General features: G+C 67.6%; 15 protein-coding genes. 9 read left to right on the top strand and 6 right to left on the bottom strand.

The annotated features are described in order from the left end of the window. Positions 1-75 precede the first annotated feature (75 nt). Positions 76-840 carry a MoaF C-terminal domain-containing protein gene (locus FCK90_RS05175; RefSeq protein WP_158033231.1) on the top strand — a complete coding sequence of 255 codons (765 nt, stop codon included), beginning with the start codon at positions 76-78 and terminating at the stop codon, positions 838-840. A 94-nt stretch (positions 841-934) separates the two neighbouring features. Next, on the top strand, positions 935-1711 hold the full coding sequence (locus FCK90_RS05170; RefSeq protein ID WP_158033230.1) for an SDR family NAD(P)-dependent oxidoreductase: 777 nt from the start codon (positions 935-937) through the stop codon (positions 1709-1711). Positions 1712-1733: 22 nt separating this feature from the next. Here FCK90_RS05170 and FCK90_RS05165 read toward each other — a convergent pair whose 3' ends face one another. Together FCK90_RS05165 and FCK90_RS05160 are read right to left on the bottom strand one after the other, a co-directional pair. Continuing rightward, positions 1734-2927 carry an MFS transporter gene (locus FCK90_RS05165; RefSeq protein ID WP_158033229.1) on the bottom strand — a complete coding sequence of 398 codons (1194 nt, stop codon included), beginning with the start codon at positions 2925-2927 and terminating at the stop codon, positions 1734-1736. Continuing rightward, complete coding sequence (locus FCK90_RS05160; RefSeq protein WP_158033228.1) at positions 2924-4564, bottom strand: amidohydrolase; 1641 nt, start codon at positions 4562-4564, stop codon at positions 2924-2926. The genes FCK90_RS05165 and FCK90_RS05160 overlap by 4 nt, the downstream gene beginning before the upstream one ends. Positions 4565-4891: 327 nt before the next feature. Here FCK90_RS05160 and FCK90_RS05155 point away from each other — a divergent pair, with 327 nt between their 5' ends. Continuing rightward, positions 4892-6643, top strand: a complete 1752-nt coding sequence (locus FCK90_RS05155; RefSeq protein ID WP_158033227.1) for an ABC-F family ATP-binding cassette domain-containing protein — start codon at positions 4892-4894, stop codon at positions 6641-6643. Positions 6644-6879: 236 nt separating this feature from the next. Here the strand turns inward: FCK90_RS05155 and FCK90_RS05150 are convergent, their stop codons facing one another. From FCK90_RS05150 to FCK90_RS05135, 4 genes are all read right to left on the bottom strand, one after another. Then, entirely contained in the window at positions 6880-7269 is a 390-nt protein-coding gene (locus FCK90_RS05150) for a tautomerase family protein (RefSeq protein WP_158033226.1), read from the bottom strand. A 108-nt stretch (positions 7270-7377) separates the two neighbouring features. Continuing rightward, the gene (locus FCK90_RS05145) at positions 7378-7899 is read right to left on the bottom strand and encodes a hypothetical protein (RefSeq protein WP_158033225.1); all 522 of its coding nucleotides are present in this window, start codon (positions 7897-7899) and stop codon (positions 7378-7380) included. 278 nt (positions 7900-8177) lie between these two features. Beyond that, positions 8178-8954, bottom strand: a complete 777-nt coding sequence (locus FCK90_RS05140) for an SDR family NAD(P)-dependent oxidoreductase (RefSeq protein ID WP_158033224.1) — start codon at positions 8952-8954, stop codon at positions 8178-8180. A gap of 2 nt (positions 8955-8956) precedes the next feature. Beyond that, positions 8957-9430, bottom strand: coding sequence for an S-ribosylhomocysteine lyase (locus tag FCK90_RS05135; protein ID WP_158033223.1), 474 nt, complete (start codon positions 9428-9430; stop codon positions 8957-8959). 398 nt (positions 9431-9828) lie between these two features. Between FCK90_RS05135 and FCK90_RS05130 the strand changes: the two genes are divergently transcribed. From FCK90_RS05130 to FCK90_RS05105, 6 genes are all read left to right on the top strand, one after another. After that, entirely contained in the window at positions 9829-11064 is a 1236-nt protein-coding gene (locus FCK90_RS05130) for a sensor histidine kinase (RefSeq protein WP_158033222.1), read from the top strand. Continuing rightward, positions 11061-11729 (top strand): response regulator, encoded by a 669-nt coding sequence (locus FCK90_RS05125; RefSeq protein WP_158033221.1) that lies wholly within the window; start codon positions 11061-11063, stop codon positions 11727-11729. The genes FCK90_RS05130 and FCK90_RS05125 overlap by 4 nt, the downstream gene beginning before the upstream one ends. Positions 11730-11850: 121 nt before the next feature. Next, positions 11851-12789, top strand: coding sequence for an ABC transporter ATP-binding protein (locus tag FCK90_RS05120; protein ID WP_158033220.1), 939 nt, complete (start codon positions 11851-11853; stop codon positions 12787-12789). After that, on the top strand, positions 12786-13535 hold the full coding sequence (locus FCK90_RS05115; RefSeq protein ID WP_158033219.1) for an ABC transporter permease: 750 nt from the start codon (positions 12786-12788) through the stop codon (positions 13533-13535). Before FCK90_RS05120 ends, FCK90_RS05115 begins: the two co-directional genes overlap by 4 nt. A gap of 1 nt (position 13536) precedes the next feature. Further along, on the top strand, positions 13537-14286 hold the full coding sequence (locus FCK90_RS05110; RefSeq protein ID WP_158033218.1) for an ABC transporter permease: 750 nt from the start codon (positions 13537-13539) through the stop codon (positions 14284-14286). 53 nt (positions 14287-14339) lie between these two features. After that, a complete protein-coding gene (locus FCK90_RS05105) occupies positions 14340-14543 on the top strand; it encodes a hypothetical protein (protein WP_158033217.1) in 204 nt (67 codons plus the stop codon). Positions 14544-14562 lie beyond the last annotated feature (19 nt).

Raw genomic sequence — 14562 nt, 5'->3', positions numbered from 1 at the left:
CCGCACCGGCCCCCGCAAGGACGCCAGGGGTGCCGTGACCGGGGCCGTCACGCATTCCCACCCAGGAGGCACAGCATGACCGAGTCATTCATCCCCGTCGGCGCGCTCGGACACGGTTTCGCACCGGAGGCAGAGATCCTGGAGCCGGTCACCGACCTGGCGGGCCGCACCTTCACGACCGACATCGAGGGCCTGGCCTCGCTCGTCATCGGCGACGGCGTCGCCTCCTGGGGCGAGAACCGGGACGTGCCCGTCCGGGTGACCTCGGTCCGGCCCCGGATCTACCTGGTGGACGGCGTCGTGGACGCGGTCTCGACCTCCTTCGTCCTCGACACCGAAGCCGGCCTGATCACGGTCGTCGAGGGTGAGCTGCCGGACGCCGAGACCCGGGCGGAGAGCGCCTACACCCGGGTGCAGCGGGGCGACGAGCCGACCGGAGTCGTCGCACGCTTCACCCACGGGTACCTGGACGGCTCCTCCGCGCCGGTGCACGCCCCGACCACCGAGCTCGTGGGCCTGCGCAACCACTACCGCTACTCCCCCACGGAATCCTACGAGCACGTCTACCTCACCCCGACGCTGTACACGTGGCACTGCATCGAAGGCGTCGAACGCGACCTGGCCGACACCGACGCCTGCCACCACATCGGCATCGACGAGAAGCTGACCCTCTTCGTATGGCGGGAGAAGATCGTGCCGACCCTCGGGCTCATCCTCATCGACCTCGACGCGATGCGCACCGACGGGAAGATCTTCGGCAACGACGGTTTCGACGCCGACTCGCTGGCGAACTTCCCGGTCGGGGCCACCGCGGCGATCCTGAACACCACCACCTACTGAGCCCGCCCACTGAGTCACTTACTGAGTCACTGAACGAACCGGCCACCGGATCGCCCGGGGCGCGGTGAGCACTACGACGTCGAGGAGACAGCAGATGAGCGTACATCTAGTGACGGGCGGCGGGACCGGTATCGGCGCCGCCGTCGCGACCAGGCTCGCGGACGACGGCGCCGAGGTCGTGATCTCGGGCCGTCGTCCCGGGCCGCTCGAGGCGGTGGCGGCCACGCACGAGCGCATCACCGCGATCCCCGCGGACGCGGCGGACGGGGAGGCGATGCGCTCGCTCGTCGAAACCGTCAAGGACCGGTTCGGCAGGCTGGACGGCGTGGTCGCGAACGCCGGTGGGCACGGCTACGACTCGGTCACGAACACCTCCGACGAGGCATGGCGCTCCAGCCTGGAGATCAACCTCACCACGGCGTTCGTCACGGCCCGGGAGTCGCTGCCATTGCTCGAGGCCTCCCGCGGCAGCATCGTCATCGTCTCCTCCCTCGCGGGCATCCGCGCGGCGGCGGAGACGGTGGGCTACACCGTGGGCAAGCACGCCCTGCTCGGCCTGATGCGCTCGATCGCCCGCGACTACGGGGCCCGCGGGGTGCGCGCGAATGCCGTGTGCCCCGGCTGGGTGCGCACGCCCATGGCGGACGAGGAGATGGGCGTGCTCGTCGAGAGCGGCGGCGCGGCCGACGTCGAGGGGGCCTACGCCGCCGTCACCAAGGACGTCCCGCTGCGGCGGGCGGCAATACCCGCCGAGATCGCCGGGGTCATCGCGTTCCTGCTCGGCCCGGACGCGAGCTACGTCCATGCGTCCACGATGGTCGTCGACGGCGGTGCGCACGTGGTGGACGTCCCCACCCTGGCGTTCGGCTGATCCGCGCGAGAGGGCCGGGACCTCAGGCCGCCGTGGGCCCGGTCTTCTCCGGGGCGGGCTCGATGAGCCGCCCGGAGGAGAGCACCCACGCGCACCCGAGGGATGCGATCAGGCAGACGACGGCGAACCAGATCATCGACGAGTAGCCGCCGCTGGTCTGGACGAGCCAGCCGGAGATGATCGGGCCGATGGCGAACCCTCCCCCGATCATGAGGTTGGTGGTGTTCATCGTCTGCGCACCGCCCCCGAGCGCCGAGACCCCGGAGAGCAGGTAGGGCAGCACGAACGTCCAGGCGAACTTGAACAGGACCGCGGCGATCACGAACACCACGAGCGCACCGGAGCCGAGCAGCAGCAGGACGGAAACGGCCATCCCGGCCAGTCCCAGGATCAGATACAGGCCGCGGCGGGGACTCTCGCCCATGACGGTGGCGACCAGGGCGGAGACGATGCCGGCCGCCGTCGCGATCGCCAGGACGGTCGCGACCGGTCCTTCCTCGGCTCCGGATCCGATGGCGATCTGACCCATGAACGACCAGATGCCGCTGAGCGCCACGTAGAACAGCAGGATCGCGGCCAGGCCGGCGAAGAACCGCGTCCGCTTGGCCGGATCCAGCCGGGTATGACCGCCGGCCGTCGGCACGCTCAGGGAGATGCCCCTCAGGGCGGGCACGAACGCCAGGCACACCGCCGTCAGCCCCGCGAGGGTCCAGTAGATGGCGGAGACATCCGCACCGGCGTAGATCAGCGGAAACAGCGCGAGGATCGCAGCGCCCATGACCAGCTGCGCCACGACGAAGATCCCGAAGGCCCGGCCCGGATTGCGGGTCCGAGGGCCCAGGGCGAGCAGCACGACCGTGATCGAGCCGGCGGCCAGGGACGTGACGACGCGGGTCACCAGCAGGAGGCCGAAGTCCGTGACGAAGCCGGAGACCACGTGGCCGATCGCGATGATGATCGTGCAGACCGTGACCGACACGGTCAGCGGCACCCGGGTGAGCCACAGGTAGGCGGGTACGGTCGCCAGGCTGAAGGCGCCGAGTTCGAGCGAGAACAGCAGCCCCACCTGGGCGGGGCTGAGGCCGAACTTGACGATGAGCGGGCCGGCGATGACCGGAGCCACCAGGAGCACTGTGTAGAGCACCGCCGCGTAGACGCCCGTGAACAGGTAGATGCGGCTGCTGTGGTCAGGAGGCGCGGCTTTCAGCTGGTTCATGATCTCTCCTCGAAGACCTGAGCGCCCGCGAACCAGGTGCCCTTGGCATGGATGCTGGGAACGTCCTCGATATCGACGTTCCAAGGGTCGGCACTGAGGGAGACGATGTCCGCCGACTTGCCGAGCGCGAGGCTCCCCCCGACGTCGTCGATCCCCAGGGCCCTGGCACTCTCCGACGTATAGGCGCGCACCGCCTCGTCGAGCGTGATCCCCTGCTCGGGCCAGAGCGCGCCGGGGTAGGAGCGGGAAGGGTCCTGTCGGGTCACGAGCCCGTAAACCGCTCTCCACACGTCGGGGGTCACGCTCACGGGCCAGTCGGAGCCGCCGACCACCCGGGCCCCGGAGTCGATCAGGGAGCGATTCGGCTGCATCCTGCCCGCCCGGTCGGCCGGCAGGACGGCGGCGATCGCCTGCGGGATAACGCCCGGGTAGTAGATCTGGGGCGAGACCTCCGCCGTCACGCCGAGGCGGCCGAACCGCGGGATGTCGTCCGGGGCCACGAACTGACCGTGGGCGACGTGCCAGCGGGTGTCCGCGAAGCCTTCGCCCCGGAGCTGCTCGGCTGCATCGAGCAGCATGTGCACGGAGGCGTCGCCCGTGCAGTGCACCTTGGCGCCGATGCCGCGTTCGGCCGCCGAGCGCAGCCAGCCGGTCAGCTCGGACTGGGACATGGTGGGCTCACCGTTCGTCAGGTGGCCGCATTCGTCGGGCAGATAGGACTCGAGAAAGGCTCCGGTGCGAGAGGGCGGCACGCCGTCGAGGAAGATCTTGATGAAGTCCGGCCGGTGATGGGGCGATGCCGTGGACCCGCGTTCGGCGATGATCGGCTCACCGAGCGGATCCGTTCCGAAGATGAAGTCGTTGACGAGCATGCTCGTCACCACCCAGGCGTGCAGCCGGCCTTCCGTGTCGAGGTCGTGCAGTGCGTGCAGCAGCTGCGCGGAGGCGGCAGCATCCTGAAAGGCCGTGACACCGTAACTGTGCAGCATCCCGATGGCGCGTTCGCTCGAGGCCGCGAGCCGTTCCGCCGTCATGGGCTCCTCGCGCCCCAGGACGTGCTCGACCAGGACGCCGCCCGCTTCGAGCAGCACCCCGTTGGGCAGTCCGTCGGTGCGCAGGATCTGGCCTCCGGGCGGATCCTGGGTGTCCTGATCGATCCCCGCCCGGCGCAGCGCCTCCGAGTTCGCCCACCGGTTGTGCTTGCTGTCATCGCGGAGCATCACCGGGTGGCCCCCGGATGCCGCATCGAGGCGGGCGAGAGCACCGGGTGCCTGCAGGGCGTCGTGCAGGACCGACCCCCAGCTGCCTCCGACCACCCAGGCCCCTTCCGGCAGGGAAGCCGCGCGGGCGGCCACGGCCTCCAGGATCTGATCGAGGGGGGCCATCGGGGAGACCTGGAGCTCGTACAGGTCGATCTGCCCGGCCAGGGCGTGGTGGTTGTGGGAGTCGATGAGCCCGGGCATCGCGAAATCCCCGACGTCGACGGTCACGGCGCTGCCGGAACCTGCCAGGGATTCCGCTTCCTCGCCGTGGGCGACCACGACACCGTCGCGCACGGCGAGCGCTCGCACCCGGCCGATGCCCGGCTCCAATGTCTCGATGGCACCGCCCCTGAAAACGGTTGTCTGCTGACTCATGGACATCCCCTCCAGCATCGGGGTCAGTGGTTCGGGTATCGATCAGTCTGAGCTTCGGCGGCGGTGTGACTTGTGTCGCAGCGCGCGATGGTTGTCCGGTAGCGCGCCGGATCCGCTGGCACCCGCGACGGCCTCGGAGCCGGGGCGGGGCTGACATGAGCCCCCGGAACTGGTTATGCTCCCTCCCATGAAGTTGTGAACGTGCACCGTCCCGCGTCTGCGGCGCCCCGTGCGGAGAAGCTCAGCCAGCCCGGCTCATGATCGCCAGGGCCGGCGAGCCCACGGGGATCACGCCCGGCGGGAGCATCCCACGTTCCCAGGAGAGCCATGCCCCAGGCACCCGCTTCATCACGCTCGCAGCTGTCCCCCATCCAGGTCAGCGGCATCTCGTTCCACTACGACAGCCACCCGGAGACCGCCATTCTGAGCGACGTCTCGCTGATCGCCCCGCCCGGCCGGGTCACCGGCCTCATCGGTGAGAACGGCAGCGGCAAGTCGACGCTGCTGCGTATCGTCGCCGGAGTTCTGCAGCCCACCGCGGGCACCGTCCTGGCGCCGTCGTCGCTGGGCTATCTGAGTCAGGAGACTGCCCCGGACCTGCGGGGCCGGGCGACGACCGTCGGCGACGCGATCGCCGTGGCCACGGCGGAGCTGCGCGCGCTGGACCGCAGGATCCAGGAGGTCGGGGTGCAGATGGCGGAGCATCCGGATGACCCGCACTGGGCCGAGGAGTACGACGCCGCCCTGACCCAGGCCGAACGGCTCGGGCTGTGGACCCTGGATGCCCGCATCGCCGCCACGTTGAATGGGCTGGGCTTGGGTGCCGTGGACCGGCAACGGCGGCTGGACCAGATCTCCGGTGGACAGCAGCGACGCCTGGATCTGGCTCTGCTGCTGCTCAGCTCGCCCGAGGCCCTGCTGCTGGACGAGCCGACCAACCATCTCGACGACGACGCCGTGGAGTTCCTCATGGGACAGCTCCGGGCCTGGCGCGGGCCGGTCCTGGTGGCCAGCCACGATCGCTGGTTCCTGGACCAGGCGGCGGGGGCATTGATCGACCTGGATCCGGGCCTGGACCCCTACGGCCGCGGCGGTGACATCCAGGGGACGGCGTTCACCGGCGGATATACGAGCTACCTCCAGCAGCGCCGCGAAGGGCACGTCACCTGGGCGCAGCGCTATGCGGACCAGGAGGAGCAGCGCCGGCGCTGGCTGGCCGAGACCCAGCTCGAGGCCAGTGACCTCTTCCACCGCACGACGGCGAAGTCCGAAGCCCGGATCGCCCAGAAGTTCTACGCCGACCGGGCGGCCTCCACCTTGACCCGGAGGGCCCGCAACGCCCAGCGACGACTGGAGGAGATCGACCGTCAGGCGATCCTGCCTCCGCCCGTCCCCTTGCGCCTGCAGGCCCTGCCCGATCAGGGCCCCGCCGCGGCGAAGAGCGACCCGGTCATCGAGGTCCGTGATCTGGTGGTGACGGGGCGCCTGGGACCCATTGACCTCACCGTGGATCGTGGCGAGCATCTCCTGGTCACCGGGCCGAACGGCAGCGGCAAGTCCACGTTGCTGGCGGTGCTGGCTGGCCACCTCGGTGCCCAGCGGGGTGAGACGTGGATCGATCCAGGAGTGCGCGTCGGATTCCTGCGGCAGGACGACAGCGGAAGCAGTTCGGGCAGTATCTGGACGGGCCGGGAGGAGTCCGACGCGGCTTCCCTAGAAACCTTCTCCCCGGAGGCCTTTTCCCCGAAGGCCTTCGAGCAAGCCATGGACACGGCGGTGGACCTGGGCTTGCTGCGGCCCTCGGACTGCGGGCGCCTTCCGGAGGAGCTGTCGCCGGGTCAGCGCCGGCGGGTTGCCCTGGCGAGTCTGCTGGCCGACCCGCCGGACGTGCTGTTGCTCGACGAGCCCACCAACCACCTCGCCTTGGCACTGGCGGAGGACCTCGAGGCGGCCCTCGAGGGCTGGGACGGCACGGTCGTCATGAGCACTCACGACCGGTGGATCCGCCATCGATGGCACGGCACTCGCCTGGATCTCGGGGAGACAAGAGTCGGAAGGAGTGCCGGCACCGTAAAATAGAGTTCCGACGAGGAAGGGATTGCGATGGAGCCGAACCCGCTAGTCCCCACTGCCTACGAGATGATCTGGACACTGATCGCCGCGGCCGCCCTGGTACTGCTGTTCTTCGGTCTGCGAGCCTGGTTCCGGACCGCGTTCTCCTCACGAACGACGGCGCTACTAATGTTCCTCGCCGTGTGGTTCCTGCCAGTCGTTGGCCCACTGGTCATGGTGATGGAACATCGGCGACTCAAGTCTCAGACGTCGACGCGGTAACCCAAGGCAAGATCCTCGGCGTTCATCCCGCGAATGCCCCAGTTCACCTTCGGGGTCTCCGTGATCGTGATCTCGACGCTGTGCGGCTTGAGACCCGCCTCTGCCTCGAGCCGGGTGAACAGCTCCCGAATCAGGGCGCGCTTGGCCCCCTCGCTGCGGCCTTCGAACATCGACACCTCGATGATGGTGTAGTCGGGTCCGCGGTCTGCGGGATAGATGAAGTCCTCCGGCTCCAGCCCGATGAACCGGTGAAAGCGCTTCTCAGCGGGGTAGGCGAGTGCCGCCATGACAGCACCGTGCACCGCATCCGAGATGGCGGTACGCCGGGTACGAAGGAGCTCCCGCTGACCGTAAACAACTACCTGAGCCATCCGGCCATGCTACGCGTGACTTGCGCACTATCATCCGTGAAGGACTTCGTCGCGCTTCCACCGGCAAACGCACCACACCGCGTAGTGATTTCCAATGTAGCGCTTGCCCTACAATTTATCGGAAATAGTCTCATCGAATATTCCAATCTTAACAATGACACCCCTGGGATCATCTGCGCTGGCGATCAATACATGATTCTTTGCGCGTATTTCTACAGTTCTTCCACCGACCAGGAACCCCCTTCCACCCTTCCCCATAATCCTATATCCATAGCCTTCGGCATGGCCGGTACAGGGGCCTACATCCAGTGAAAGAACTTCAGATTTATGGATTGATTTTCTGAATACCGAATTAAGACGAACTTCAATCTTGTCAGAATAGTTAAAGATGCGAACCTTGAGCGCAGTCAGAGTCCCAGTGACCGCGAACACCAGTAGTGATATGGAAACCGCTAGAATAAAGTCCATGCCGCTGAGTGACGTGATGGCCATGATGGCGACGAAAACTGCCGCCCCTCCGCCAACGGAAACCAGTAGTAGTTTCGCCTTCTGATCGAGCTTGGCGACCGATATTTGCAAATCAAGCGCTCCTACTTTTAGTGCGGTTCTGCCGTAGTAGAAAACTATCATTCGCGCTCGATGAGCGACAAACTCAGCTAAGGCCCTCCTTTACGGAGGAGAATGCACTTCAAGCAGTTGGCCTGAGAATAACTCCATGCTTTAGTTCACACCCTCATTTTGCGAACTGCATCAAGCCCCTCCCCCGCTCATCCGAATCGGAAATTGCAGTTGCCGCCTGAAACCGGCTCTTCGTCTTTAAGGGTGGGGTGAGAGCGGCGCGCCGACGGGCTGGGCGCGGCCCGTCAGCTCGGGGTGCGGTGGCACACCGTGGGCGTCCGCGGTCGGCGTCAGTGCATCGTCATCCCGCCGGTGACGTTGATGCCCTGACCAGTCATGTATGAGGCGAGCCCGCTCGCGAGGAAGAGGGCGACTCCGGCGACGTCCTGCGGGGTTCCTGTTCTGCCCAACGGCACCTGCGAACAGTCCTCGGCCTCAATGTCCGCGGCGGTCACGCCGCGCAGTACCGCCCCCTCGCGTCGTTCGCGGTGCTTCATCCCCGTCTCGATGATCCCCGGGCAGATCGCGTTGACGGTGATCCCCTGCGGCGCGAGCTCAACGGCCAGGGTCTTCGTCAACCCCATCACGGCGTGCTTCGAGGCGACGTAGCCGCTCATACCCCGGTAGCCGTTCTTGCCCGCCTGGGAGGAGATGAGGATGATCCTGCCCGCGCAACCTGCGGCGATCTGCTCACGGGCGACGGCGCGGGAGATGAGGAACGAACCAGTCGCGTTGACGTCGATGTTGCGTTGCCAGGCGGAGAGCTCCGCGTCGACGGCGAAAGCCATCGTGGAGATGCCCGCGGCGTTGACGAGCACCTCCGGCACTCCGGCGACCCCACGCACCGCTCCGACGACCTCCTCGACAGAGCGTTCATCGGACACGTCGAGGTGGACGCGTCGCACGTCGCCGTCGCTCAGGTCAGAGTCCGGCTGCTCTGCCGGATGGACGAGATCGGCGCTGAAGACACGCGCCCCTTCACCCGCGAAGGCGGAGACGATCGCCTCCCCGATTCCCTGCGCGCCGCCGGTCACGAGCACGGTCCTCCCACGCAGCTCCGTGAACATCCTCAGACGCCCACACGCTCGAAGGCGTCGAGGCTGATCCCCGCCTCGAGGATCCGCGCCGACCATTCCTTCGCGCCGTGCAGGCTGTGGTCGCGGTAGTTGCCGCACTCGACGGCGCTCAGACCCGGCACATCGTCGAAGGCGGTGTCCTCGATGATCACCCGCAGGCTCGCGCGTACCGCCGTCACGATGTCGGTCACGGTCGGCTCGCCCCACACGATGAGGTGGAAACCGGTGCGGCAGCCGAACGGCGAGCAATCTATGACGCCGTCGATGCGGTCCCGCAGCAGACTCGCGAGAAGGTGCTCGATCGTATGCAGCGCCGCCGTGGGGATCTCACCCTCGTTGGGCTGGACGAAGCGCAGGTCGAAGTTCGAGATCACGTCGCCGCCAGGGCCGTGCTCGCTGGCGATGAGCCTCACATACGGCGCCGTCACGGTGGTGTGATCGAGGGTGAAGCTCTCGACGTCTGCCATGGGTTCTCCTCTGCTGGATGCGAACGGGGTGGGCGGAAGGCTATCCGGTAGGCCGTGCGCCGTCGAAGACGGGCCGGTCTGGAGGCGCTCATCTCTGCTGACGATGATCCTCGCGGAGAAGGCGATTATCAATGTTGGTCGATCGACTCCGGCCCGATCCCACGGGACCATTCCTCGACGAACCCGGCTGTCCAGGGATCATCAGCAACACGGGATGGCCGCTACAAACCGGCGCCCGTTGGGGCGCGCGCACATACGCCCCCAGGCATACGCCCATGGTCATATGCACTCGCCGGAAATAGGCCGCCAGATGGAGGAGATCGCGCCGGGGTTCTATGAGACTGGACCGGAACAGTCCATGACCCCGAAGCATGACCCCGAAGGCAGCCCTGAGTGAGATGACAGAGTCACCAGCCATCCAGCGGAGCACCTCAGGTCCGAGTGCCGGGGAGGGTGGTTCCCCGCCGCCGGGCTCATGGCTGCGGGAGCGCATCTGGCTGGTCGACCTGCTGGTCGCACTGGGGGTGTTCCTCTACAACCTGCCGACCATGCCGACCGCCGCGCTGCACCTGATCGACGACCCGGGCAGCTACATAGCACTCGCGGTGCTCTCGCTCGTCATATGCGCGGTCTACCTCTGGCGCCGCCGCTACCCGCTGGCCGTCCTCATCACGATGCTGGCGGTGGCGTGCGCGCAGTTCTTCTTCGGTGCTCCGGTCATCATGGCCGACCTCATGCTGCTGTTCGCCCTCTACAACGTCGCCACGCGGTTCGCCTGGCGGGTCTCCCTCCCGGCGGCAGCTGCCGTAGTCTGCTGGCTCCTGATCGCCGTCGTACCGAATCTCAGCGCCTACTATCTCGACCTCGGCCAGCTCGGGGCCCTGGTGGTCATCACGATCTGGGTGTGGACGTGGGGCACGCTGGTGCGCATCCGCCGCGACCACGTCGCCGGGCTGCGGGAGCGGGCGGAGCAGCTGGAGCGCGAACGCGAGGCGCAGACGCGGATCGCCGTCGCGGAGGAACGGGCACGGATCGCCGGGGAGATCCACGACATCGTCTCCCACAGCCTGAGCGTCGTGGTGGTGATGTCCGAGGGCGCGGCCGCGAAGACCGGATCCGAGCCGGAGCGTGCGAAAGAGGCCATGCTGACCGTCCGGGACACGGGGCGCACGGCCCTGGCGGAGATGCGGCGCATGCTGGGCGTGCTGCGCGATGACGAGCCCGGTTCGCAGGCCCCTCAACCGGGGATCGGCGACCTGGAGCGACTGGTCGAGGAATCGTCCGCCGCCGGCGTGCCGACCGTCCTCTTCGTCGAGGGCACTCCCGCCGACGTCCCGGAGAGCGTCGGCCTGGCCGTCTACCGGGTGGTGCAGGAGGCGCTGACGAACACACGTCGGCATGCCGGTCCGGGCAGCCGCGCGGATGTACGGCTGCGCTACGACGACGAGGGGGTCCAGGTGCGGGTCACCGACGACGGCACCGCCCCGGTCGCCGCCCCTGCGACTGGGGGTCACGGCCTGGTCGGGATGCGCGAGCGGGTCACCGCGCACGGCGGCGCCTTCCGAGCTGGACCCCGTGCGGAAGGAGACGGATTCGAGGTCACGGCGGTGTTCCCGGCGGAAGGAGAATCATGACGATACGGGTGGTGCTGGTCGACGACCAGGAGATGATCCGGGTGGGGTTCAGGATGGTGCTCGAATCCTTGCCCGGTCTCGCCGTCGTAGGGGAAGCCGACGACGGCGATACGGCGCTCGAGCTGCTGGGCCGGACCGATGCCGACGTTGTGCTCATGGACGTCCGGATGCCCCGCATGGGCGGCGTCGAGGCCACACGCCGCATCCGGGCGGAGGAGAACGCACCGAGAGTGCTGATCCTGACGACGTTCGACCTCGACGAATACGCCTACGACGCCCTGCAGGCCGGTGCCTCTGGATTCCTGCTCAAGGACACCCCGCTCGAGGAGATCGCAGCGGCGATCGAGCACGTCCACCGCGGCGACGCCGTCGTGGCCCCGAGTACCACGAAACGACTGCTCGGCCACTTCACCCGTTCGCGCCCGTCACCGGGTCGGGAGGTGGCGGACCACCGGCTCAACAGGCTCACGCCGCGCGAGCGCGAGGTGCTGACGCTGATCGCCCGCGGCCTGTCCAATGCGGAGATCGCCGCGGAGCTCGTGCTGAGCGAGGGCACGGTGAAGGTCCATGTGGGCCGGATCCTGGCCAAACTGGAACTGCGTGATCGGGTACAGGCCGTGGTCCTCGCCTACGAGACCGGCCTGGTCGAGATCAGGCGCCGCTGAGAAAACCGGCTCCGAATATCACCCAGGGTCTACAGCGCCAGGGCTCTATGCCCATGGAGGTAGGCGAAAGATATGGCCGGGGCGGGACGATACCGAACGGCGTCTTCGGGATCGTTGAGGCATGTCTTCACCCCCTGTCACCCCGCCCGTTGTCACCCCGCCGGTTGTCGCCACGGAGAACCTGACCAAGACCTATGGCGGACGATCCGTCGTCGATGATCTGAACCTGTCCATCCCCGCAGGCTGCGTCTACGGATTCCTGGGCCCCAACGGCTCCGGCAAATCCACCACGATGAAAATGCTGCTCTCGCTGATCCAGCCCACCGGTGGCCGAGTGCAGATCATGGGACGGCCGATGACCCGCGGCACCCGGCGCGAGCTGCTCGGCAGTATCGGCTCTCTCATCGAGGCGCCTCCCGGCTACGCGCACCTGACCGGGGCCGAGAACATGCGCCTGGTACAGCGGCTGCTCGGCCTGAATCGCGAGCAGATCGACGACGCCGTACGCACGGTGCGGCTCCAGGACCAGATGGACAAGAAGGTCCGCAACTACTCGCTGGGCATGAAGCAGCGCCTCGGGATCGCCATGGCGCTGGCCAGGCGGCCACGGCTCTTGATTCTCGACGAGCCGACGAACGGTCTCGATCCCGCCGGGATCGAGGAGATCCGGGGTCTCCTGCGCCGCCTCGCGGACGACGGGGTCACCGTCATGGTCTCCTCCCATCTCCTGGGCGAGATCGACAAGACGGCGAACGTCCTCGGGATCCTCAGCCAGGGCCGGATGATCTTCCAGGGCACTCGGTCCGAGCTGATGACCGCTTCGGCCCCCGACGTGATCATCAGCTGCTCCGACCCGCAGGCCGCGGTCGCAACGCTGCGCCCGTTCGACGCACGGCACGCCGGGCGGAGCGACGTCGCGATCCCCGCCCTGGATGACCAGCAGACGGCCGGGGCCGTCGCCGCCCTGGTCGGGCAGCGGATCGGGGTCTACGGGGTCCGCCGTGACGAGCAGACCCTCGAGGACGTCTTCATGTCGCTCACCGCAGGGGGTGGGCTGTGAACGCACCGGCTGTGATCAACGAGTTCGCCAAGATGCGCCACCTGAAGGTCGGCGTGTTCGGCCTGGCCATGGTCGTCGCCGTGGTGGCGCTGGCGTTGTTCGCTCTGGTGAGCAACCCCGACGTCGATCTGGGCGACTCATCGGCCTGGAACGCCCTGCTGGCGGGAATGTCCCTGGGCATACCGCTGGTCTCGCCGCTCCTCCTGGCGGTCCTCGCGAGCCGACAAACCGACATGGAGCATCAGGGCAACGGCTGGCTGCTCCAGGCAACCTCCGGGCTCACTCCCGGCGGGCTCTGCAGGGCCAAGTTCATGGCGCTGGGTCTCGTCGTCGCGGTGCTCACGGTGGTCCAGAGCCTGCTCGTGCTCCTGGCTGGCAAGGTGCTGGCGGGTATCCTCCCGCCGGCCCCGCTCGGGCACTGGGCCGGCTTCACGCTCTGCATGCTCGCGGTGAACCTGGTGGTCCTGGCCATGCACATCCTGATCTCCGCGAAGGTCGAGAACCAGCTCGTGGCCCTCGGCATCGGCGTCCTCGGCACCTTGCTGGCCGTCTTCTCCCAGGGCCTTCCCCCGGTCGCCGCCCATCTCACGCCGTGGGGCTACTACTCGCTGGCCCTCGCTGCCGACTACGACGTCAGCGAATACGTCACCCTGCCGCTCGCGTATCCGAGCATCGCCGCACTGACCCTCGTCGCGGCGCTGCTCTTCACCGTTTTCACCAGCCGTTTCGATCGACAGGAGGCCTGACGTGGGCGCCTTCAACGCCGAGCTCCTCAAACTCAAGCGCTCCCTGAGCTGGCCCGTAGTGGTGCTCCTTCCCGTCTCCCTGGTTCTGATGGGCGCCGCCACGCAACTAGCGCAGGGCGGGCAGCCCGACGACGGATGGCACACCGTGTGGGTGCAATCGGTCGGGTTCTACGGCCTGTTCCCCCTGGCCACCGGGATCGCGATCATCGGGTCCCTCGTCTGGCGGTGCGAGCACCGCGGCAGCAACTGGAACGCCCTGATGAGCGGCCCCACCCCGACCCTGCACATCGTCGTGGCCAAAGGCCTCGTGATCGCGGGGCTGACCGCGATCATGCAGGTCGTCCTTCTCATCTCGGTCATCCTGATGGGCAAGCTCGGTTTCGGCCTGCCCGGGATGCTGCCAGGCCAGTACGTCGGGATCACGGTGCTGCTGGCGCTGATGGCCCTCCCGATCGCCTTCCTGCAGTCGGCCCTGTCGATGCTCATACGCTCGTTCGCCGCGCCCATCGCGGTGGCGCTCGTGGCATCCGGGATCTCGGTCGTGGCCCTCAACGTCGTCGGCGATGCCGCCCTGGCCTCCCCCTACGCGCTGGTGACCCGCACCGCGCTCCTGGGCACGGGAACATTCTCCGACCCCGGCTCGGTAACAGCCGGGGATCTCATTCCGATCCTCGCCGCCGCTGTGTTCCTGGTCCTCGCCCTGGTCGTCGCCAGCACAGTGATCCTCGAACGCCGCGACACCCGCGTCTGAGCACACGATCCGCTAAAGCCTGCCCTCCAGTGACTCCCGAAAGGAAAAGCATCATGACCAGCCCGTACTCGTCTCACGGTTCAACCGTTCAGAGTCACGGCCTCGCGGTGACCGGCTTGATCCTCTCGGTCGTCCTGTTCGCGAGCCTGGCCGGGTTAGCCACCTTCTGGCAGTTCGGCGTCGTCGGCCCCGCTGTCACAGATCAATGGTTCCTCGACGGGCTCCGAGAGATCTGGGACCGGCTGTCCGGGTCCTGAACAACATGGGCATTTCCAC

The sequence above is a fragment of the Kocuria coralli genome, assembly GCF_008831305.1.
Lineage (GTDB): Bacteria > Actinomycetota > Actinomycetes > Actinomycetales > Micrococcaceae > Kocuria > Kocuria coralli.
Note: the sequence above shows the minus strand (reverse complement) of the source record. Positions and strands in the feature narration are given on the sequence as shown.

Coding starts and splice junctions, on each gene's coding strand:
- FCK90_RS05130 (WP_158033222.1), top strand. CDS start 9,829: ATGACAGAGTCACCAGCCATCCAGCGGAGCACCTCAGGTCCGAGTGCC.
- FCK90_RS05160 (WP_158033228.1), bottom strand. CDS start 4,564: ATGAGTCAGCAGACAACCGTTTTCAGGGGCGGTGCCATCGAGACATTG.
- FCK90_RS05105 (WP_158033217.1), top strand. CDS start 14,340: ATGACCAGCCCGTACTCGTCTCACGGTTCAACCGTTCAGAGTCACGGC.
- FCK90_RS05135 (WP_158033223.1), bottom strand. CDS start 9,430: ATGGCAGACGTCGAGAGCTTCACCCTCGATCACACCACCGTGACGGCG.
- FCK90_RS05140 (WP_158033224.1), bottom strand. CDS start 8,954: ATGTTCACGGAGCTGCGTGGGAGGACCGTGCTCGTGACCGGCGGCGCG.
- FCK90_RS05125 (WP_158033221.1), top strand. CDS start 11,061: ATGACGATACGGGTGGTGCTGGTCGACGACCAGGAGATGATCCGGGTG.
- FCK90_RS05170 (WP_158033230.1), top strand. CDS start 935: ATGAGCGTACATCTAGTGACGGGCGGCGGGACCGGTATCGGCGCCGCC.
- FCK90_RS05145 (WP_158033225.1), bottom strand. CDS start 7,899: ATGATAGTTTTCTACTACGGCAGAACCGCACTAAAAGTAGGAGCGCTT.
- FCK90_RS05165 (WP_158033229.1), bottom strand. CDS start 2,927: ATGAACCAGCTGAAAGCCGCGCCTCCTGACCACAGCAGCCGCATCTAC.
- FCK90_RS05155 (WP_158033227.1), top strand. CDS start 4,892: ATGCCCCAGGCACCCGCTTCATCACGCTCGCAGCTGTCCCCCATCCAG.
- FCK90_RS05120 (WP_158033220.1), top strand. CDS start 11,851: ATGTCTTCACCCCCTGTCACCCCGCCCGTTGTCACCCCGCCGGTTGTC.
- FCK90_RS05175 (WP_158033231.1), top strand. CDS start 76: ATGACCGAGTCATTCATCCCCGTCGGCGCGCTCGGACACGGTTTCGCA.
- FCK90_RS05150 (WP_158033226.1), bottom strand. CDS start 7,269: ATGGCTCAGGTAGTTGTTTACGGTCAGCGGGAGCTCCTTCGTACCCGG.